Consider the following 21,528-nt stretch of genomic DNA (forward strand, 5'->3'; position numbering starts at 1 on the left):
ATTCAAAAAGCACTTACAAGGAGATTAATAGTTTCCAAACAAAAGGGCGGGAATCAATGTAAAGATTCCCGCCCTTTTGTTTTAATAAATTTTATGGATCTTATTTTACATATCCACTATAATAAATTCTGATCTTCGGTTTAAGTAGTGTTTTGGTTCTGTACAACGTATACTACCATCGCACTCATTTAATAATCTTTCTTCTCCATATCCAACAGCACTTTGAATTCTCTCCGGGGCAATTCCTTTGGATATGATATAGTCCCTTGTGGACTTAGCCCTTCTGTCTGATAGGTACTTGTTGTAAATGTTACTTCCCCTAGAATCTGTATGTGATTCAATTTTGATGACCATTTGCGGATATTCGTTCATGACACTTACTAGCTTGTCCAATTCCTTAGCAGCATCGGTTCGAATGTAGGATTTATCAAAATCAAAGTGAATCATTTCTGTCTTAAGTTTTCGAATACCATCTTCAACGGCAATCATTTCCTTAAGCCTTCTCATTTGTATATCCACATTTATAGTATCATTATCGGAAGTTGCCACTTCCCTTTCATCGTCAAAATAGGAACTCGGGTCGTTTTTAAAATGTATTTGATATTCGCGTCCAAATCTTCAAAGATGAAGCTTCCATCCTCAGCCGTCTCCATCTCTTTTAACTTAATATTGTTCTCATCTAGCAATGTTACGAGAGCTCTTGGCATCACATCCCCTGTCACCAACTCACTGACTATGCCGGCAATGGCGTTTTGTGCCGTAGGAATTTCTTCTATTTTTAAGGTTTTAAAGGAATAAATATCATCGAAACCTTTACCGCCATCCCTATTGGATGCGAAATAACCCATTTGTTTGTCCTCGTTGACTATAAATGAAAAGTCGTCCTTATTACTATTGATAGGCTTGCCTACATTTTTAACTTCAGAAAAGCCGCCGTCTTCATTGAAGGCCACTTCATATACATCTAGACCTCCGATACCCACATAACCGTCAGAAGAAAAGTAAAGTTTCTCACCATTAACAAACGGAAACATTTCCCTTTTTACCGTATTTATTCCAGGGCCTAAGTTTCCGGGTTCCGAGAAGGACCCATCTTCTGAAAGATCTACCACAAATATGTCAGTCTCACCAATACTTCCAGGCATATCCGACACGAAATACATTTTCTTACCATCTCGGACTCAGTACGGGATGACCGGTAGAATAGGAGTCGCTGTTGAAAGGTACTTCGGTAGCTTCTGTCCATTCGCCATCTACCTTTACCGACTTGTAGATTTTTAAATGATTGATTCCATTGTTGTCCCTACGAAGTTTTTTACCATAGTTGTTCCTTGTAAAGAACATGGTATTATTGTCAGGGGTAAAGGTGACCGCGGCCTCGTGATACTTGGTGTTAATTTTCTTACTGAACTTTACGGCATCTCTAAGTTCTTGGGACTCTTCATTTAATTTTGCGGTATATAGGTCCAAATATGGTTGATTGTCCCATTTATACCGTCTCGGTACTGAACACGGATGAGTCCTTGGCAGAAGCGAAAACAATCTTGTCTTCTTCTAGAAAGACGGGTGAGAATTCACTATACTCTGAATTGATATTAAGATTTTTAATATCGAACTTGTCCTTTGTATTTAAAAGGCGATCCAATATTTGTTCTCTTTGCTCCGTAGTTATATCTGAATTACCTATTTGGGCCGCATATTTTTTGTTATAAAGTCGCATTAAGCGCTTTGATCGGGCATAATTGCCGGTCCCTTTCAAAGAATGCGCATACCTGAAAATATTGTCAGCGGACATTTGCTCCCCGTATGTTTCGAACATGGTATTGTACCATTTGTAGGCTTGCTCCATGTTTGTATTAAAGTAATAGGCATCTGCAATTTTTTGCAGGACTTCATATGAATAGTTACCCTTCTTGTTGTCCAATGCCATTTCATACAGTTTGGCCGCCTCTGCATACCACATTTTGTCGAAGTAGGCGTCGGCCCTTTTTATCAACATACTTTTATTGGGATCATTTTCTATGGCTTTCGATCCTGGCTTGAGCTGTAAATCTTCTTCGTCAAGTAAATTAGAGGCTGCCGCCTGCTCTTGTATCATATCATAGGTAACATCTTCAGGTTCAAGAGGTCTAACAAGGATATCTTTATTTGCTCCTTTTTGTTGTGTATTATTCTCCAAAAAGGTTTTTTTACTGGCAACTAAGCTATTATCAAAGGAATTTTCAATGACCATATTAAGAATCCAAACAGCGTCATTGTAGTTTCCATCAAAATTGGTCTTGCAATCGGATATTGCCCTCTGCCATGAACCGTAATGATTCAGATATAAATAATAAAGCTTATTCTCGGGATTTTGAATGTAACCAGCATCGAAGCCTTTTTTAGTCAGTTTTTTTACTTGTTTATCAAGTTTGTTGGATTTACTAAAAACCCCGGCGATTATATAATAGCCATTTGAAAACCCTTCCAAATCTGTCATGGTTCTTTGAGGAATATTATTTGCCTTTGCAGCATTTAAGAAGCCTTCATCATTCGTTCTATCAACGGGGTAATACGATGAATCCGATGTATTGCTGAAATCCCCATTATTAGTCGATGCCGAGACTCGTCTTAAAATCTTGGGCGCCTAACGACAGGGACAAAAAAAATATACAAAAGGGAAAAATATGCTTCATGCCTTTAAAATCGTTTTCGAAAATCACTTTCCAACTAGTTGTCTTATAACAGTTTTTGGATAGATTTATTTTCGAAAGTAGTTTTAAAGGGGAATATGATTTATTTTTTGTTGTGAAAGAGGTGTTTTTTGTCGTGTAGCATTAATATCTACTAGGTTTACGGGACTATGCCCTGTGAATAACAAAAGAAAAATATACCCTATTTAGGGTACAAAAAAAGCGTTGTTCAATCAATGCACAACGCTTTTTAAATAATTTATAGAATGGTTTTATTCCTTTTTACTATCGTCAGTGGAATCATCTTCTTTGGAAGCATCCTTGAATTCTTTAATTCCACTACCAAGCCCACGCATTAGTTCGGGAATTTTTTTACCTCCGAAAAGCAAAAGGACTACCAAAACCACTATTGCTATTTGCCATGGGCCAATGGCCAAAAATATATTCGCTATTGTCATAATACAAAGTCTTTAATAGAATAACAAATGTAATAAAAACTAGTTTACCTAACTAGAATATTAACGTTAACCGGTTTATCCATAAAGTTGGGATTGTTGTTCTTTCTAGGATATATGATAGCCACATTATAAATAGCCTATTTTTTGATGTAATTGTTATTGTTTACATTTCTAAGATTATCTTTGTTAAGATGGCCAAAAAAGTAAAAAGAAGAAAGGAAATAAAACGAAAGTTGCTTCATAAGTACCGTTTGGTAATTCTGAACGAAAGTACTTTTGAGGAAAAAATATCCTTTAAACTGAGTCGTTTGAATGTTTTTGTTACGGGCAGTCTTTTTATGATTGCATTGATAGGGCTTACCATTCTTCTTATTGCATTTACTCCCTTGCGAGAGTATATCCCAGGATATTCCTCCACTGCACTGAAAAGGCAGGCGACGGAACTTACTTATAAAACAGATTCCTTGGTAAGAACCTTAAATTATACCAATAGGTATTTAGATAATATTCGAATGGTTTTAAAAGGGGATATTGAAAACAACGAAATTAACCGGGACTCCTTGTTCGAACAGTTTAAAATAGATCCTTCTTCCGTTGATTTAACACCAACACGAGAGGATTCGCTTTTAAGGGCGGAGGTTGCCTTGGAAGACAAGTATAATCTCTTTGAAAGGGATCCGAATAGAAAAAATCTAGTTCTTTTTCCACCTGTTAATGGAACGGTATCCATGAATTATGATTTGGAACGTAAACATTATGCAGTGGATATTGTGGCGCCCATTGATACCCCTGTTAAGGCAGTGGCCAATGGGACGGTTATATTTTCGGAATGGACAGCAGATACTGGGTATGTCATAATTTTGGAACATCCGGACGGTCTACTTAGCGTATATAAGCATAACGGGTCCTTGGCCAAATTTCAGGGTGCAGTAGTTCGTGGAGGGGAGGTCATTGCATCCGTTGGAAACACGGGTGAATTTACAACGGGGCCGCATTTGCATTTCGAACTGCGGGACGAAGGCAATCCTGTAGATCCACAGAATTTTATTGATTTCAATTAAATATCATGTCCCTAAAAGTATTTGCAGCCAAGATTTTCGCTAAAAGAATTGGGACAAAAACCAATAAATGGGTTCAAAATCCACATGAAACCCAAAAAAAGGTTTTTAACAATCTCATTAGAAGTGGCAAAGTAACTAAGTTTGGGAGCGATCATGATTTTAAGAATATAAAATCTCACCAAGATTTCGTTCAAAAGGTACCAGTTAGGGATTATGAGGAACTAAAACCCTATATAAACTTGGTAGTTGACGGAGAAAACAATGTTCTTTGGCCGGGTAAACCACTTTATTTTGCAAAAACTTCGGCACTACTACGGGGCGAAGTACATCCCTATAACTAAGGAATCCATAAAAAATCAAGTGGAAGCGTCCGGAAATGCTATTCTAAACTACATTAATGAAACCGGAAGGGCCGATTTTGTAGATGGAAAGATGATTTTTTTACAGGGAAGTCCGAACTAACTGAGAAAAACGGAGTAAAGCTGGGACGGCTTTACTGGTATTTCCGCACACTATGTGCCCAGTTACCTTCAGAAGAACAGATTACCCAGTTGGGAGACAAATTGTATCGAGGATTGGGAAACCAAGGTAAACACAATCGTAGAGGAGACCAAAGAAGAGGATTTGACTGTTATTGCCGGAATACCCTCTTGGGTACAAATGTACTTTGAAAAACTAAAAGAAAAAACCAATCGGAATATTAAAGACTTGTTTCCAAACTTCGAACTATTTATTTATGGTGGCGTCAATTATGAGCCTTACAGAAAGAAGTTTGAAGAGCTTATTGGAAAGAAGGTTCCAAGTATAGAACTTTTCCCTGCAAGTGAAGGATTTTTTGCCTATCAAAACTCGCAAAAAGAAAATGGAATGCTACTACTTTTGGATTCGGCATATTCTATGAATTTATAAGGGCAGATGAATTCCATCAGGAAAGCCGAAAAAGGTTGACGCTTGAACAGGTAGAAAAAGATGTAGATTATGTTATGATTATTTCTACCAATGCCGGACTCGGGCGTATAATTTAGGCGATACCATTCGGTTTATATCTTTAAAGCCATATAAAGTAATAGTTTCCGGGAGAATAAAGCATTTTATTTCCGCATTCGGGGAACATGTAATTGCTAAGGAGGTAGAGGAAGCCATGCTTGCGGCTACAAATGCCACTAATGCCGAAATAAACGAATTTACGGTAGCACCACAAATAACTCCCAAAAACGAAGAATTACCATATCACGAGTGGTTTATTGAGTTTGAAAGAGAGCCTTTAGATATGAAAATGTTCAAGAATTTTTTAGATGAGGCGTTGCAACGCCGTGAACAGCTATTATTTCGATTTGATTGAAGGGAAAGTTCTGCAGCCCTTAAAAGTAACCACTATCAAAAAAGGTGGTTTTAAGGAATATATGAAGTCTATAGGTAAATTGGGTGGACAGAATAAAGTTCAAAGACTAGCGAATGACAGAAGTGTTGCGGATAAACTAGAGGAATTTAAGGTCAAAGGATACGTTTGATCAAAACCAAATAATAATCGTAGTTTTGCGGGAAATCTCTTATGGGCAAAACAGTTACTACTACTAGGGCACAAGAGTCGACCAATGCCATTGAACGCATGTACATCACCATGCGACACCTTTTCAATAGAGGTTTTTATAAACCAACTGGGGTCTCTGGGGAGGCCTTAAAAAATGCACTTTTGCTTATACGGCCCGAAATCTATGGTTCCTTAGGTGAGGAAAAGGCGGAACTGAACGGTCTTTTATATGTTTTGGAAAGACTACCGGAAGGTATTGAGCAATGTAGGTTCATCAACCTTACTTCAGACGAGGGATATGGAATCTCTCATATAGAACCAATTATTCCGCCTAAAAGAAGGCGAAATTGTTACAGGATTGATGATGAACAGATGAACATTGAGATAACCCGTGGGAGATCTGATATCTACGATATTTTAACCCATTTGACCTTCTTGTTCATTGAATCTGAGAAAATATGCAAAAAAATCTTGATTCCGGAGTCCAGCAAGACCATTAGGGATTGGACAAAATTAGAAGATGCACTCCGAAGGATGAATTGGAGCAATCCGAAAAAGAGATAGCTCTTATCCATACTGCCAATATATTAGGGAGGTCATTTGAGGAGGTTTTGGATGTTTATGGTAAGTTGGGCACAGAAACTAATCCGGAGCGATTTTTAAGAATAATCTATTGGTTAGGTAAATTGGCATTGGAAGAAGAGCTCACGGGCGAAAAGCGCTCTATTACCTTTAGCAGTTTGTTAAGGGAGCGCTTGGGCCATCACATCCATGGTGAAAGATGGGCTACCCACATTAAATCGATTTTGGAAGAACATAGCCTATTGGGAAGACCCATACATATAATCTCGGCCAACATGCATAGTGTCATGAATTCTTTCTTTGCCACTAAAGCATTAAATGAGGAGTTTCCCAATGCCAGTAAGTTGGAAATTTTTGAAGCTTTGAGCACACCAGGGAATGAGGCATTAAGAATAAAAGTAAGGGCATTCGCGGAAGCAAATGGAATGATGTCCGTGGATGACTCATCAGGAACCAACATTGATGTACAAATTTTTGATACATCAAGCTTCAATGACAATGTATGTTGTTACAATTTCTCGGACACTTATAAAGAAGAAAAACCTGTTATCTTTGTTATGGACTATGCCTTTGGCGAGCAGGCCTACGAAACTATTGATGAGTTTTTAAAGCCCTATGAGAAAGAGGAAACGGAGGTTTTTTTAAATGTAGTCTCAGTTTCAATTATGGGCAAAGCAGGAATTTTGGAGGGTGGAAAAGGAGACCTTATGATTCCTTCCGCACATATATTTGAGGGCACTGCAGACAACTATCCCTTTAAAAATGAATTATGTGCAGCGGATTTTGGGAATCAAGGACTTAAGGTTTTTGAAGGAGCTATGGTAACAGTTTTAGGGACTTCCCTTCAAAACAGGGACATATTAAAGTTTTTCCATGAGTCCACTTGGAATGTTATAGGTTTGGAAATGGAAGGTGTCCATTATCAAAAGGCGATACAGTCTGCGTCAAAGATTAGAAAAAGTATTAGAGAGGATGTAAAAGTGAGATATGCCTACTATGCTTCAGACAATCCTTTAGAAACTGGAAGTACGCTTGCTTCAGGTGGATTGGGAACCACTGGTGTAAAGCCCACTTATTTAATAACAGATTGTATATTAAAACAAATATTCTACTCATAACATGGCGGAAAATCAATCATTAAAAAATCAGAACAGTTCCGATGAAATCGATTTGGGACAACTTTTTCAATTGGTTAGAAAGGCTTTCAATGCAATATTTAGATTTATTTTAAGAGTTTTTCTATACATAAAGAAAAACTTTTTTATACTAACCGGTCTTATAATTTTGGGCCTGGCCATTGGTTATGGTTTGAATCAAATTGTTTCGAAAAGACTTAAGACAGATGTCATCGTTTACCCACAATTGGAAAGTAAAAATTACTTGTACGACGTTGTTGATGAGGTACAATCAAATATAGAGTCTAAGGATACTATATTTTTTAAGTCAATAGGTTTAGAGAACATAGATTTTTCAGGTCTTGAAATAACAGTGAATAGAATAAGTCAGGAAGGAGCATCAGAATCAGACATGAAATACTTGGAGCTACTTCAAAGTTTTGAAAACACAGAGGCTATTTCGGATATAGTAAGGGCCGAATTGGAGAATAAGAGCTCATTTAATCATCGTATTTCATTTTTCTACAAAAATCAAGTTTCGGGTGTCGAGTTTGCTGAAAAGGTAATTGACTACATTAATGCGAACAATTATTTTGATGAAATGTTAGTTGTATCCGTAAATAATGCCATAAGCAGAATAGAACAAAACCAATTTTTATTGGAACAGGTCGATGAAATTATTAAAAACTACACTAACAACTTAGCCTCAAACAACAACACACTATCTAAAGAACGTATTATTTTAGACAATCAAGAACAAGTAAACATTGCCGATTTATTTGAATATAAGAATCTTTTAATTAGAGATATTGAAGCAAAAAAGATTGAACTCGCAGAAAAAACGGAACCAGTTAGTATTATAAATTTTGGTAAACCACAGGTTACTAAAAAATCATTTTTTGGCAAAACACTTGTATTCATACCTTTACTATTGATAGGAATGTTCTTTACATTTTCCTTTGTCAAATTTTTGAATAAAAAAGCAGAATCCGTGTTAGGATAGTTATATAGAAAATTTTTCCGGTATGTTCAGAACGATATTAATAACTGGAGGAGCTGGTTTTATTGGCAGTAATTTCATTCCTTTTTATCTAAAGGCAAATCCTAATGTTAAAATAATCAATCTAGACAAACTGACCTATGCAGGGGACAGGAATAACCTGAATGAGATAGCTAATAATAAACGCTACACATTTATTGAGGGAGATATATGTGAAAAAAAATTAGTTGAAGAAATATTCTCTCAACATAATATTGAGGGCGTAATTCATTTTGCTGCGGAATCCCATGTTGATAATTCAATAACGAACCCGGATGGTTTTATAAAAACAAACATCGAAGGAACGTTTGTATTACTAGAAGCTGCCGTAAAATATTGGATGAAAGCTCCGTTCCAGGTAAAAAAAAGTTTAGTAGGGCTAGGTTTCACCATATTTCGACCGATGAGGTATATGGGATCTTAAAAGACGAAGGATTATTTACCGAGAACAGTCCTTATGCTCCAAATAGTCCTTATAGCGCTTCAAAGGCCTCTTCCGATTTTTTGGTTCGTAGTTATTTTCATACCTACGGATTAAATGTGGTTACCAGTAACTGTTCCAATAATTATGATCTAAACAACATGATGAAAAATTAATTCCTACAATTATTAGAAAGGCACTTAAAGGCGAAGAAATACCGATATACGGAACAGGTAAAAATATTAGGGACTGGATATATGTTAGAGATCACTGTAAAGGAATTTCTTTAGTATTTGAAAATGGCATATCCGGGGAAAATTATTTAATTGGAAGTAATAATGAGCAACAAAATATAACTATAGCACAAAGAGTTTGTCAAATTTTGGATATTTATTCCCCAAAAGCCGATGGAATTTATGCGGATCAGATTTCTTTTGTGAAGGACAGGTCAGGACATGATTTTAGATATGCCGTTGACGCCTCCAAAATTAAACAGGAGCTAGGCTGGTCTTCCCAAGATGCATTTGAGTCTAGTCTGGAAGAGACAGTTTTATGGTATATTGAAAAATACCAAAGTCAAAACAAATGAAGGGAATAATCTTAGCAGGTGGTACTGGCTCACGTTTGCATCCAATCACAATGGCAGTAAGCAAGCAGCTTATGCCTATTTATGATAAACCTATGATATATTATCCGCTGGCAACTTTAATGTCCGCAGGGATCAGGGAGCTGCTATTTATAACTACGCCACAAGATGCGCCAATTTTTAAGAAACTATTAGGAAATGGTTCTCAATTGGGATGTGATTTTCAATTTGCAGTTCAGGAAAAACCAAATGGAATTGCAGAAGCGTTTATTATTGGAGCGGAATTTATCGGGAAGGAAAAGGTTGCTTTAATACTCGGGGATAATATCTTTTACGGTTCGGGGCTTGCAAAGCTTCTCCAATCTAACAATGACCCTAAAGGAGGAATTATCTTTGGATATCATGTAAATGACCCTCAACGTTATGGCGTGGTGGAATTCGATAAATCAAAAAAGGCTGTATCTATTGAAGAAAAGCCCAAAAAACCAAAATCAAATTTTGCTGTTCCGGGTATTTATTTCTATGATAACGATGTCATTGAAATTGCCAAAAGTATTCAACCTAGTCCCCGGGGTGAGTTAGAAATAACGGACGTGAACAAGGCCTATCTTGAAAGGAGCAAATTGCAAGTCAGTATTCTTGATAGGGGTACTGCTTGGTTGGATACGGGAACTTTTACTTCTTTAATGCAAGCAGCACAATTGGTAGAAGTCATTCAAGAAAGACAGGGATTAAAGGTGGGTTCGATAGAGGAAGTCGCCTACACTATGGGGTTTATAAACAAAAGTCAATTAAAAGCATTGGCTAAACCCTTAATTAAAAGTGGATATGGAGAGTATTTGCTTTCTTTATTATAATAATTGAAGATTTCATATTTATTAATTGAATTGAGAGGGTGTTCTTAATTGAAATACAGTTCTTGGTATATCCTGTTTTTAAATGAATAGAAAAGGACAAAACAATTAAAATGATTTATTATTTAGAGGCTAATTACCTTTCCGTGGGCTTTTCATAGAATAAAACCATAAATCAATGGGGCTGAATTAAAAACTGGGCTCGTTACCGCTTTTGAATATTTAGGTATTGAATAAAAATGGACACAATAAGGGGAATTAATTTAGAAAGGTAGGAATTATCGTAAATTTGCATGAAGCATAAAGAGTAGTATTCTATTTATATGAAAGGATGAATTTAAAACACCAATTAAAATGGGAAAACCTACCATTTTTTTTATTGCTCCTGCTTTCATTTTATCCTTTAATGAAACCTGCCCTGGCATCGATAGGCGCAATACTTTTTCTAAGTACCACGATTATAATATTTAGGGCAGAGGCAAGGTTAAAATTTGAACGAATTGGCATAAAATCTTTTGCTACAAATTGTCTTTTTTATGTTCTGTTAATAATTTCCGTCTTCTACTCAGAAAATTTACACGTAGGATTTAAGGCATTGCAATCCAGTGTATTGATTTTTTTTTTCCCAATAGCCGTATTTTATTTTTTGCCTAATATCACCAATAGGTTTATTGATTATTTTTCATATGGTTTTATCTTAAGCAACCTTATAATATTGTTCTATTTCTATAATTTGTTCGTTGAGGCATTGACTATAGATCGGTTCGCCCACCTTACAGAAAAAAGTTTTTGGGAACAATTGGAAAAGCTTAATTTATATCCCTATGAATTTGTTCTTTCAAAGGCCGAAAAGCACTTAACGATTCAATACGAATCTCATAAAGTCTATTTAGCCCTTCATTTTTTTGTTACTATTTTATTAGCTGTTAGACTTCTGCTTAAAGTCAATAGAGTGTTAATATTTAGAATAATATTGAGTTTATTGATCCTAGTTTTTATAGCCGCAACTATTTACACACAATCCATTACAACCGTATTTTGCTTGATTTTATTCATTATTGGATTTCCCCTGGCATTTTTAAGGTCAAAAATCAAAAAAATCGTGTATTGCACTATCCTGCTAGTGACAGGAGCCCTTGTTCTTTCAAGCGGGATACTCAAAACCTATGAAAATAAAAACACTACTTCAATAATTAAATTATTCACCTCAATTAATGGAGATTTGGAGGAAGAAGTTGTAGACAAAAGAATATACATATATAGATGTGCCGTTAACTTAATTAAAAAAAATTCATTTTTGGGTTACGGTGTTGGTGATGTACAACAAAATTTAAACAATTGCTATAATGAAAATAATTATAAGGTAGCCGAATATAAATCAATTGGTTCAGATATTAATTCCCATAACTATTACTTAAATCTATGGTTATCTGCTGGATTGTTTTGTATACTTACATTTCTTTATTTATTGTATCACAATATTAAAGTTTCAATACTGCAAAGGAATTTCATTTATACCTCATTTTTACTTTTCTTCGCAATCAGTTTAATGACTGAAAATATCTTGGTTAGGATGTCAGGGGTCTTCCTGTTTACTATCTTTAATTCTCTTTTTTATTCATCAAGCAACTTAAATGTCAAAAAGAAGGTATGATTCAAAAGGCGGCCTGTTAAAAGGTTCTATCATATACGGAATCGGGAATATAGGTACGCTCGTTATCAACTTTTTCTTAGTTCCACTGTATACCTTTTATCTGACTAATGATGAATTAGGCTATTTTGACTTGGTCGCATCCTCTATTATTATACTCTCCCCCATTTTTTTTGGGCATATTGAACTTGCAGTAATAAGGTGGTTATTGGCTTCCGAGAAGGTGTTGGTAAAGACTAGAGTGGTTTCTAACTGTTGTTTTATTTTTATATGTGGGAGTTTAATTTTTACCGCTCTATTTCTACTAATCAATTACTTTGTCACTTTTGAATTGGCCTACTTTATTTATTTGTATTTAATCTCAAATTTCTTCTATATTATTGCCAAACAGGTAATTAGAAGCGTGTATTCTGCAAAGCATTATATATTCTCAGAATTGTTTTATACGCTTCTTGTCCTTATTATAACCCTATTTTTAGTAGAAAAATACTCCTTGAAAGCAATATTCTTTGCTTATTTAATTGCTTCCATTGTGCTATTGGGATATTTATTAGGGCTAAGAATTTTTAAGTATTTCAAACTTCGTGCTATTAGTAGAAAATTAACGTTTGAGTTATTGGCTTATTCAAGTCCTCTTGTATTAAATACATTAAGCTTGTGGCTAAATAACCAATCCGGAAAGTACCTAATAGCAACCTATCTAACATTAAGTTCTAATGGCATTTACGCCATAGCCTTCAAAATTGCCTATGTAATTCAAATATTGAATAGAATTTTTTACCTCTCTTTTCAAGATAAAATCTTTAGGGTCTACAAAAATGAGGGCTTTAGTGAATATTTTTCTGAAACCCTGGAAAAATATTGTTCTATTATTTTTTCATTGTGGTTTTTAATGATAGGCTCGCAGAAGCTAGTGCTTCCATTTATTATCGAACATGAGTTTTTAGGTGCTGTCAACTATATTCCCTATTTGGGATTAGGAGTAGTATTTATGTCTCTTTCGTCTGTATTGGGTATAATTTATCAATGTGAAAAGAAAAACATTAACGCGTTTAAGACATCAATGGTCTCCGGAATTACAATAGTATTGATGAGCCTCATTTTTATACCTTATTTCGGACTTTACGGTGCGGTAGTCTCTTTTACAGTTGGAAATTTAATTTGGTTAGTATATAGATTTAAGGATGTTCAAAAGTTTACAAGTATATCGATAAGATTAGAAAAAATAGTAATGTATATAGTTTTAGGCTTGATATTAACTATTATTACTATTAACCATAACCCATTAAACCTGATACTTGGTTCCGTTCTCGCCATAGCTATTTCTATTTACTGTAATCACCATTTAATTAAAAGTAATTTTAACGTATTAATTTCTAAGTTAAAATCAGGGACAAAAAGGAAATGAACAAAAAAATTCTTATATCATTCGTATGCTGTTTATCCAGTATTCGGGAATTATTCTTCAGTCCTTTGAGATATCGTTATTCTTATCACTGGTTTCTTTTGCCTTGTTGGTGTTATATACAATTGATATTGTAGGTGTAAACTCTGTTCTTTTTCTGTTTGTAATATTGTTCGGATTGTATGGATACAGTGTTCCGGTTTCTGTTTTTTTTAATGCTGATATAGGTTGGCATAGGGTTGCAAAACTTAAAACGTGGCAGTTGGTTGACGACACCTTATTTTCATTTATGTTGTCTAATCAGTTGGCTCTACTGGCTATCCTCATTGCATATATAATTTTTGTAAGGAGGAGGACTATGAGAATTCCCTTCAACGGAAACAATGGGGTTAGATTTGGTTATTTTCATTTTTCAATTATTGCTGGAATATTATCCAGTTGTAGTGAGGGAATTAATTTTTTAAGGGTAGGAGGATTTAGTGCAATAAGAAACGGAAAGGCTTTTTATCAAGGAGCAGTCAATGACCTGATCCTTAACATTCCGTATGAAGGGTTTTTCTTTATTTCCGTTGCCTTATTTGCCATATTCTTCACTTCTTTAAAGACACCTAATGGAAAGTATCTTATATATCTTCCTTTATACATGGCTAGTATTTCTTTTGTGCTGTTGGTTAATTTGATGATTGGGGAAAGAGGTTTGTTAGTAGTGGCCCTTTTCATATTTTTTCCGGGTTATACAGTGGGATATAGGATTACAAAAGTGAAAAAAAGATATATTTTATTACTCGGTATTTTATATGTAGGATTTAGCTTCTTAACGTTACTACGTGAGGACAGAATAAAATATGAAGGGTTTTTCAAATTTGTTGATACTTACCAAAATCTCATAGTTAGAATAATGAATCCTGCAAATACAGAATTTGGATCTCCTGCCCTGAACTATAGGATTTTTATGGATAAAAAGGAAACGGGCTATAAGTACAAATTGGGTAAAACTTATTTGGAGATCAGTTATGCCTTCATACCAACTTATATTTACCCTGGAAAGCCAATTGGTATAGTATACGAGTTTAGAAATAAATATTTTCCTGAGCGCAGACAACAGGGTAGCACAGCGGGAACCGGATTTTCTTCATTAATGGAGGCCTATATGAACTTCGGATATATAGGACCACTCCTTGTTTATTTTATTTCGATATTTTTCTTGATTTACTTGGAAAGTAAAAAGGGTGGAGGAAATATGTTCATCAATCTATTATATTTGTTGAGTTTTAATCTTTTTTTGATTTTTTCTAGATCTTCATCCCAATATATCTTACAAAACGCAGTATTTTATCTCGTTGAAATTGTTGTGGTAGTACTTATATATAAAGCTTTACCCAAGAAATTATTCTCAAAACTAGAGGCACTAAATGAGAAAGCTTAAAATCTGCATGTTTGTGCCCTTTTATCCAATCGTAAAGGGAGGGGCGGAATATCAATCTAAACTCATCGCTGTTAAACTTAAGGAAATAGGGCACGAAATCATTTTCGTATCCGATGGTTTACAGGGAGGAAAAGTAGAAATGATTCAGGGTTTTAAGGTTTTTGGCACATATCCACCTTCTTCGCCTATTGACAAACTAACTCTTTATAAATTTTATCTTGACTTTTTCAAAAAAGTTCTTACACAAGAAAAGCCTGATATCGTTTACCAGCGAATACTTAACACCTATACATTAAGAGCATCCAAAATTTCGAATAGCCTCAATATTCCATTTGTTCTGCACATTGCCGATAATTATTCGGTAGAATTTAATGGGTGGAAGGGTTTTTTTAAAAGGCTGATGTTTCAACAAATATTAAAGGCGAAAATTGATGTCATTTGCCAAACTGAATATCAGTATACAAGAATCAAGGGTTTGGGAGAAATTAATAGGAACATCATATCAAATATGCACCCAAGAAGCATGACAACCATTCAAAGGAAAGACGAAAATTTGATCTTATGGATCGGAAATGTTAGACCTGTAAAACAGTTGGAAGTTTATATTTGGATGGCGAAGAGGCTGATTCACACCCAATACAAATTTATGATTATTGGTGATATCCCTAAAAATGAATATGGAATACAATTAATAGCTGAAATTGAAAAATCCTGTAATATTACATATGTAGGGCAGAGAGATAATAAATATATAAATGAGGAGTTGGCCGGAGCTTCCCTTCTAGTAAACACTTCAATTTCTGAGGGCTTTTCCAATACATTTATTCAAGCATGGATGTGTGGAACCCCAGTACTCTCATTAAATTCTGATCCAGATGGAGTAATGAAAAGATATGGCTTGGGTATCAGTTGTAGCGGTAGTAAAGAGAGAATGTTGGATGAGATTGGGACGATTTTGAAAGTTAGTTCTTACGAGGAGAGGAGCAATAGAATAAAGGCAATTGCGGAAAACCAATTTTCAATAGACAGGAATATATGTAAGATTGAAAAAATTTTTGAGGAGGCATACAATAAATGAAGAAAGACAGAAAAAAAGAATCTTATGGACACACAATTTCCCTTATGATTCAACATTAGGTGGAATATGGATGTTTAATCAACATGAATTTTTGAAAGATGAAGTAGATCTGTATTATTTGAATAATCTTAGGAATCCAATTTACTTTATCAAGCATTTACTTAAACTAAGAAAACTCTCGAAGGACTATGATATTGTCCATGCACAATATGGTTCGGCAGTTGGCTTTATCACAAGTTTTGCAAAATGTTCAAGAATCTTGTCTTTAAAAGGGTCGGATTGGTACAAGGCACCCAACCCTTCTATTTTTAATAAGATAAGAATTTTTATCGGGGGGTATTTGACTAAGTTTTCAATAAAACGTTTTGATCATATAATTGTGATGTCAAACCATATGAAGGAACAAGTAATAGCAAAGTTCGGACAATTAAATATTGATGCAATTGTGCATCCAATAGATTTGGAAAAGTTTCAAAGTGGAGGATCAAAAATTGACAAAAAAACTAAGAAGGTTTTGTTTGCATCCGTAAATGTACGTAACCCAATAAAAAGGTTTCCTCTTGCGGAGGAGAGTTTTAGACTATTGAAGAATAAACTGCCGGAAGCCGAATTAATAGTAATGTCAAAGATTCCTCATGACGAAGTTTGTGAATTCATGGATGGTATGGATGTATTGTTACTAACCTCAACACATGAGGGCTGGCCAAACGTAGTAAAAGAAATGTTGGCTCTAAATAAACCATTTGTAAGTACACGTGTTAGCGATTTAGGGGAAATAGCCGAACAAACGTCATCCTGTTTTGTATGTGATGATGATGCAGAACAATTATCCGCGGCTTTGTTTAAGTCACTAAATGCCCCTGAAGAAAACTTAAGGAAATTTGTAACTGGTTTTAGTATGAAAAGTAGTTTATATGCTGTAAAGGAAATTTATTCTAAATATCTATAATTGTTAGGCTAAATAAAATATGAATAATTTAGTATCGATTGTAACACCTACATACAATTCCTCAAAGTATATTTTGGACACCATTAAGTCCGTTCAAAACCAGACTGTTGAAAATTTCGAGATGTTAATAATAGATGACTGCTCGATGGACAATACAGTAGAGCTTATTAATGGAATTATTGAAAATGATCCTAGAATAAAATTATTTGAACAAACAAAGAATCAAGGTGCTGCTGTTTCAAGAAATTTGGGAATTAAGATGGCGACGGGAAAATTTCTTGCTTTTTTGGATGCTGACGATATATGGAAGCCTAACTTTATTGAAGTGTCCATAAATAAAATAAGGGAGTCAGGTGTTCCCTTTGTTTTTTCATCGTATGAGAGAAAAAATGAAAAACTTGAACCTTTACTTTCTGATTTCATTGTCCCGGAGAGGGTCTCTTACGAAGACATATTAAAATCTTGCCCGATTAGCTGTTTAACGGCTTTTATTGACATAAGTGTTCTTGGAAAGAAATATATGCCCTTGGTTAGAAAGAGACAAGATTTTGGGTTATGGTTATCTTATTTGAAAACAATTCCTTATGCTCAAGGAATAAAAAAACCTTTGGCTATATATAGGATAAGAGAAGATTCTCTTTCAAGGAATAAAATGGAATTGATTAAGTATCAATGGTTTTTTTATTATCATAAAGAAAAATTGGGTCTTTTTAAATCGGTATATTATTTGTTTAATTGGGCAATTAGAGGATTTATAAAGTATAGGTCTTAACTTTGAACATTCTAACATATTAGATTTGTATTTTCTAGAAACAGCGATATCAATTTTTATTGGGGCTTTTTTGATTACGTATTTAACAATACCGAAAATCATAAAGGTTGTAGAATACAAGCGACTCATGGATAATCCCAACCACAGGAGTTCACATATCTATAAAACTCCAACTTTAGGTGGTGTTTCTTTTTTTTATGTGTTGATTTTCGCCTTATTTTTTATAAAAGGATATGATTCTTTTGAAGAGGGAATATTCATAATTCCTGCATTAACAATTTTATTTATTGTTGGTCTTAAAGATGATTTGGTTATGATTAGCCCAGGTACTAAGATGTTGGCTCAGGTAGCTGCTATTTGTTTTATATTGGCCAATCCTAGCTTTACTCTGCACTCGTTAAATGGATTTCTTAATATCAATGAAATACCTTATTATCTAAATCTAATTATTAGCGGATTTATAATGTTGACAGTCATAAATTCATATAATTTGATTGACGGAATTGATGGGCTAGCCTCAATAGTAGGTATTGTAATCATGGTAATCTACACAACAATATTCTACTTGACAGAAGAATATTTTTTCGCTTTAATCAGTATTACAATGAATGCCAGTTTAATGGCTTTTTTTGGATATAATATTTCTTCGGATCGAAAAATATTTATGGGTGATACTGGCTCATTAATAGTGGGACTGATAATTAGTGTTTTAACTCTAAAGTTCCTGGCCCTGACTCCTGAGGCATACACTGATCTTCCCTTTTTGTTGGAAAATGCGCCATTAATTGCTATAAGTATCTTAATAGTACCTCTTTTTGACACGGCCAGGGTTTTTGCCATAAGAATAGCAAACAAAAGAGGTCCTTTTTCTCCGGATAGAAATCACACACATCACGTCTTAATTGATTATTGGGGGCTAAGTCACAAGCAGGCTAGCTTTATAATAGGCTGTTTCAATCTACTCTTTGTAGTTCTATTTATAGTTTTGGGTACCACGGCAAAAAATTGGGGAATGCTTTTAATGTTAGTAGGTATTGTATTGTTTTTAGGATTTGTATTTTTTAAGTACAACTATAATTTCACAACTCTTAAACAAAAAATTAAGATAAAAAGAAAAGTTGATAAAATAAAAGGAAACCTCGAAAGGCCAAAATCCCAAAAGTCCAAAAAGGACAAACAAGAAAAGGAAGAGTGAAGAAAATTCTAATTACCGGAGCTGCCGGATTTCTAGGATCACACTTGTGTGATAGATTTATTAAGGAAGGGTTCCATGTTATTGGAATGGATAACCTTATCACAGGTGATTTGGAAAACATAAAGCATCTGTTTCCTTTAGAACAATTTGAGTTCCATCATCATGATGTTACTAAGTTTGTGCACGTTTCAGGTAAATTGGATTATATTCTTCATTTTGCCTCCCCTGCTAGTCCAATAGACTATCTTAAGATTCCTATCAAAACCTTGAAGGTGGGTTCCTTAGGCACTTTGAATCTATTGGGCCTCGCCAAGGAAAAGGGAGCCGAATTCTAGTTGCCTCCACATCGGAGGTATACGGGGACCCACTAGTACATCCACAAAACGAGGAGTATTATGGTAATGTCAGCCCTGTCGGCCCACGAGGGGTTTATGACGAGGCCAAGCGCTTTATGGAGTCCATTACAATGGCCTATCATAGACACCACGGATTAGATACAAGAATTGTGCGTATTTTCAATACTTATGGTTCTAGAATGCGGTTAAACGATGGTAGAGTAGTACCCGCTTTTATGGGGCAGGCCTTGAGGGGAGAGGATTTGACTGTTTTTGGGGATGGCTCGCAAACTAGATCTTTTTGTTACATCGATGATCAAATAGAAGGGATATACCGACTGTTATTTAGTGATTATACCGAACCTGTGAATATTGGAAATCCGCATGAAACTACTATTAAAGAGTTCGCAGAAGAGATAATTGCCCTTACCGGAACCAACCAAAAAATTATTTATGAACCTCTTCCAAAGGACGACCCGTCACAGCGTCAGCCAGATATTACAAGAGCAAAGGAAATTTTGGGCTGGGAACCAAAGGTGAGTCGTTCAGAAGGCCTGAAAATCGTATACGATTACTTTAAATCTCTGTCACCTGAGGAATTACAAAAAAAGGAACATCGAGATTTTTCTACCAAGTAGTATTATTGTCTAGCAAACCTTACTTTTGTCAAAATTAGTATCATGAACATTTTAATTCTTGGATCAGGAGGTCGCGAACATGCATTTGCCTGGAAATTATCCCAAAGTAACAAGTTAAATAATTTGTATATCGCTCCTGGAAATGCCGGAACAGCTCATCCGGGAGAAAATATACCAATCAGCATAACTAATTTTCTCGAAATTAAAAACGTCGTTATTGACAAAGAAGTCGATTTGGTAGTAGTTGATCCCGAAGACCCTTTGGTTAATGGTGTTCATGATTTCTTTCTAGAAGATTCAGACTTGAAGAATGTACCCGTAATCGGCCCTCAAAAACTGGCCGCTACTCCGGAAGGGAGCAAGGAGTTTGCCAAGGAATTTATGATGAGACATCAAATTCCTACGGCACAATACCAAAGTTTTACTTCAGAAACCATTGAAGAAGGTTATCAATTTTTAAACAGTCTTGAGCCTCCATACGTATTGAAAGCGGATGGTTTGGCCGCAGGTAAAGGGGTCGTTATTCTAAATAGTCTTGAAGAAGCAAAGGCTGAGCTGAAATCTATGCTGGTGGATGCAAAGTTTGGAAATGCCAGTACTACTGTTATCATAGAGGAATTTTTGGACGGTATAGAATTGAGTGTTTTTGTACTTACAGATGGCGAAAACTATAAAATTCTACCTACGGCCAAGGATTATAAAAGAATCGGAGAGGGTGACACAGGTCTCAATACGGGTGGAATGGGCGCCATTTCACCAGTTCCCTTTGCCGATGGTGCTTTTATGGGGAAAATACAAGAACGAATAGTTAAACCTACGGTAGAAGGTCTTAAAAAGGATAATATACCTTATAAGGGATTTATTTTCATCGGGTTGATTAAAGTGGGGGATGACCCAAAGGTGATCGAATACAATGTTAGAATGGGCGATCCAGAAACTGAAGTGGTATTGCCAAGAATTCAAAATGATTTTGTGGATTTGATGAATGCCGTTGCCCAAAACAAATTGAATGAGGTAGAGCTAAATATTGACGAGCGTACGGCCACCACGATTATGACAGTTTCGGGTGGATATCCTGAAGCGTATGAGAAAGGAAAGGAAATAACCGGAATTGAAGCTATTGAAGATTCGATTGTATTCCATGCCGGAACTACATTAAAGGATGGTAGGGTCGTAACGAACGGCGGAAGGGTTATGGCCATAACTTCCTATGGGACTAATTTCAAGGAAGCTTTGAAAACCTGCTATAAAAACGTCGAAAAAATAAAATTCGATGGAATTAAGTATCGAAGCGATATCGGTTTTGATCTATAGAAAAACCACATAGTAAATAAAGAATTATCTACTATGTGGTTTTATGTCTCGGAATGTATTCCTATAAGTAAGAGTGGGAGGAAATAGACTTATCTTCCTCTCCATTATCATTGAATTTTTTTAGCTCAAGCATCCAATAAACAAATGCTACAAAACCTATCAACATAAAGATCCAGTTCAAAATGTTGGACAATGTCCAGCTCTCAGTAAATCTCAAAGCATCTAAAGGGGCAAATAGTACGTTGACGAACAAATCCTCGATACCGTAAAAAAATGACTTCATCTTATTCCTATATTTACAGGGCAAAAATATAAAAATCATCCATGATTTCAAGCATATTTGGCAAAACAAAACCAGTAAATTTTGTCATACTTCTAAGTTTTATCTTTTTTTTCTATCCGGTTGTAAATGTGTTTGTACTTAATCGGGAAATAGCCGATTTAAA

General features: G+C 35.2%; 17 protein-coding genes and 4 pseudogenes. 15 read left to right on the top strand and 6 right to left on the bottom strand.

Going from position 1 to position 21,528, the window contains the following annotated elements:
• Nucleotides 1–105: 105 nt before the first annotated feature.
• The 5 genes from NYZ99_RS20165 to tatA form a co-directional block, all read right to left on the bottom strand.
• Complete coding sequence (locus NYZ99_RS20165; protein ID WP_260572846.1) at nt 106–549, bottom strand: OmpA family protein; 444 nt, start codon at nt 547–549, stop codon at nt 106–108.
• Nucleotides 522–1,163, bottom strand: coding sequence for a hypothetical protein (locus tag NYZ99_RS20170; RefSeq protein ID WP_260572847.1), 642 nt, complete (start codon nt 1,161–1,163; stop codon nt 522–524). Before NYZ99_RS20170 ends, NYZ99_RS20165 begins: the two co-directional genes overlap by 28 nt.
• A 4-nt stretch (nt 1,164–1,167) precedes the next feature.
• Nucleotides 1,168–1,470, bottom strand: coding sequence for a hypothetical protein (locus NYZ99_RS20175; protein WP_260572848.1), 303 nt, complete (start codon nt 1,468–1,470; stop codon nt 1,168–1,170).
• Between the two features lie 19 nt (nt 1,471–1,489).
• Complete coding sequence (locus tag NYZ99_RS20180) at nt 1,490–2,479, bottom strand: hypothetical protein (RefSeq protein ID WP_260572849.1); 990 nt, start codon at nt 2,477–2,479, stop codon at nt 1,490–1,492.
• Nucleotides 2,480–2,944: 465 nt separating this feature from the next.
• Nucleotides 2,945–3,130, bottom strand: coding sequence for a twin-arginine translocase TatA/TatE family subunit (gene tatA, locus NYZ99_RS20185; protein WP_260572850.1), 186 nt, complete (start codon nt 3,128–3,130; stop codon nt 2,945–2,947).
• A 191-nt stretch (nt 3,131–3,321) separates the two neighbouring features.
• Here tatA and NYZ99_RS20190 point away from each other — a divergent pair, with 191 nt between their 5' ends.
• From NYZ99_RS20190 to purD, 15 genes and pseudogenes are all read left to right on the top strand, one after another.
• On the top strand, nt 3,322–4,191 hold the full coding sequence (locus NYZ99_RS20190) for a M23 family metallopeptidase (RefSeq protein WP_260572851.1): 870 nt from the start codon (nt 3,322–3,324) through the stop codon (nt 4,189–4,191).
• A 5-nt stretch (nt 4,192–4,196) separates the two neighbouring features.
• Nucleotides 4,197–5,702 (top strand): annotated as a pseudogene (locus NYZ99_RS20195) (GH3 family acyl-acid amido synthetase).
• A gap of 41 nt (nt 5,703–5,743) precedes the next feature.
• Nucleotides 5,744–7,422: pseudogene (locus NYZ99_RS20200) on the top strand (DUF6909 family protein).
• Between the two features lie 166 nt (nt 7,423–7,588).
• Nucleotides 7,589–8,422: a hypothetical protein gene (locus NYZ99_RS20205; protein WP_260572852.1), complete on the top strand. Its 834-nt coding sequence runs from the start codon at nt 7,589–7,591 to the stop codon at nt 8,420–8,422.
• 22 nt (nt 8,423–8,444) lie between these two features.
• Nucleotides 8,445–9,468, top strand: a pseudogene (rfbB, locus tag NYZ99_RS20210) (dTDP-glucose 4,6-dehydratase).
• Complete coding sequence (rfbA, locus tag NYZ99_RS20215) at nt 9,465–10,322, top strand: glucose-1-phosphate thymidylyltransferase RfbA (RefSeq protein WP_260572853.1); 858 nt, start codon at nt 9,465–9,467, stop codon at nt 10,320–10,322. The pseudogene rfbB and the gene rfbA overlap by 4 nt, the downstream one beginning before the upstream one ends.
• 328 nt (nt 10,323–10,650) lie before the next feature.
• Nucleotides 10,651–11,973 carry an O-antigen ligase family protein gene (locus NYZ99_RS20220; protein WP_260572854.1) on the top strand — a complete coding sequence of 441 codons (1,323 nt, stop codon included), beginning with the start codon at nt 10,651–10,653 and terminating at the stop codon, nt 11,971–11,973.
• Nucleotides 11,954–13,378, top strand: a complete 1,425-nt coding sequence (locus NYZ99_RS20225) for a lipopolysaccharide biosynthesis protein (RefSeq protein WP_260572855.1) — start codon at nt 11,954–11,956, stop codon at nt 13,376–13,378. Before NYZ99_RS20220 ends, NYZ99_RS20225 begins: the two co-directional genes overlap by 20 nt.
• Nucleotides 13,379–13,403: 25 nt before the next feature.
• The gene (locus NYZ99_RS20230; RefSeq protein ID WP_260572856.1) at nt 13,404–14,801 is read left to right on the top strand and encodes an O-antigen polymerase; all 1,398 of its coding nucleotides are present in this window, start codon (nt 13,404–13,406) and stop codon (nt 14,799–14,801) included.
• Nucleotides 14,788–15,879 (top strand): glycosyltransferase family 4 protein, encoded by a 1,092-nt coding sequence (locus tag NYZ99_RS20235; RefSeq protein ID WP_260572857.1) that lies wholly within the window; start codon nt 14,788–14,790, stop codon nt 15,877–15,879. Before NYZ99_RS20230 ends, NYZ99_RS20235 begins: the two co-directional genes overlap by 14 nt.
• Nucleotides 15,845–16,828 carry a glycosyltransferase family 4 protein gene (locus NYZ99_RS20240; protein WP_260572858.1) on the top strand — a complete coding sequence of 328 codons (984 nt, stop codon included), beginning with the start codon at nt 15,845–15,847 and terminating at the stop codon, nt 16,826–16,828. Before NYZ99_RS20235 ends, NYZ99_RS20240 begins: the two co-directional genes overlap by 35 nt.
• Nucleotides 16,829–16,847: 19 nt before the next feature.
• On the top strand, nt 16,848–17,600 hold the full coding sequence (locus NYZ99_RS20245; protein ID WP_260572859.1) for a glycosyltransferase family 2 protein: 753 nt from the start codon (nt 16,848–16,850) through the stop codon (nt 17,598–17,600).
• Nucleotides 17,601–17,799: 199 nt separating this feature from the next.
• On the top strand, nt 17,800–18,795 hold the full coding sequence (locus NYZ99_RS20250; protein WP_260572860.1) for an MraY family glycosyltransferase: 996 nt from the start codon (nt 17,800–17,802) through the stop codon (nt 18,793–18,795).
• Nucleotides 18,792–19,768, top strand: a pseudogene (locus tag NYZ99_RS20255) (UDP-glucuronic acid decarboxylase family protein). The gene NYZ99_RS20250 and the pseudogene NYZ99_RS20255 overlap by 4 nt, the downstream one beginning before the upstream one ends.
• Before the next feature lie 42 nt (nt 19,769–19,810).
• Complete coding sequence (gene purD, locus NYZ99_RS20260; protein WP_260572861.1) at nt 19,811–21,082, top strand: phosphoribosylamine--glycine ligase; 1,272 nt, start codon at nt 19,811–19,813, stop codon at nt 21,080–21,082.
• Between the two features lie 61 nt (nt 21,083–21,143).
• Here the strand turns inward: purD and NYZ99_RS20265 are convergent, their stop codons facing one another.
• Nucleotides 21,144–21,365 (bottom strand): DUF6341 family protein, encoded by a 222-nt coding sequence (locus NYZ99_RS20265; RefSeq protein ID WP_260572862.1) that lies wholly within the window; start codon nt 21,363–21,365, stop codon nt 21,144–21,146.
• Between the last annotated feature and the right edge of the window lie 163 nt (nt 21,366–21,528).

The sequence above is a fragment of the Maribacter litopenaei genome, from assembly GCF_025244665.1.
Taxonomy (GTDB): domain Bacteria; phylum Bacteroidota; class Bacteroidia; order Flavobacteriales; family Flavobacteriaceae; genus Maribacter; species Maribacter litopenaei.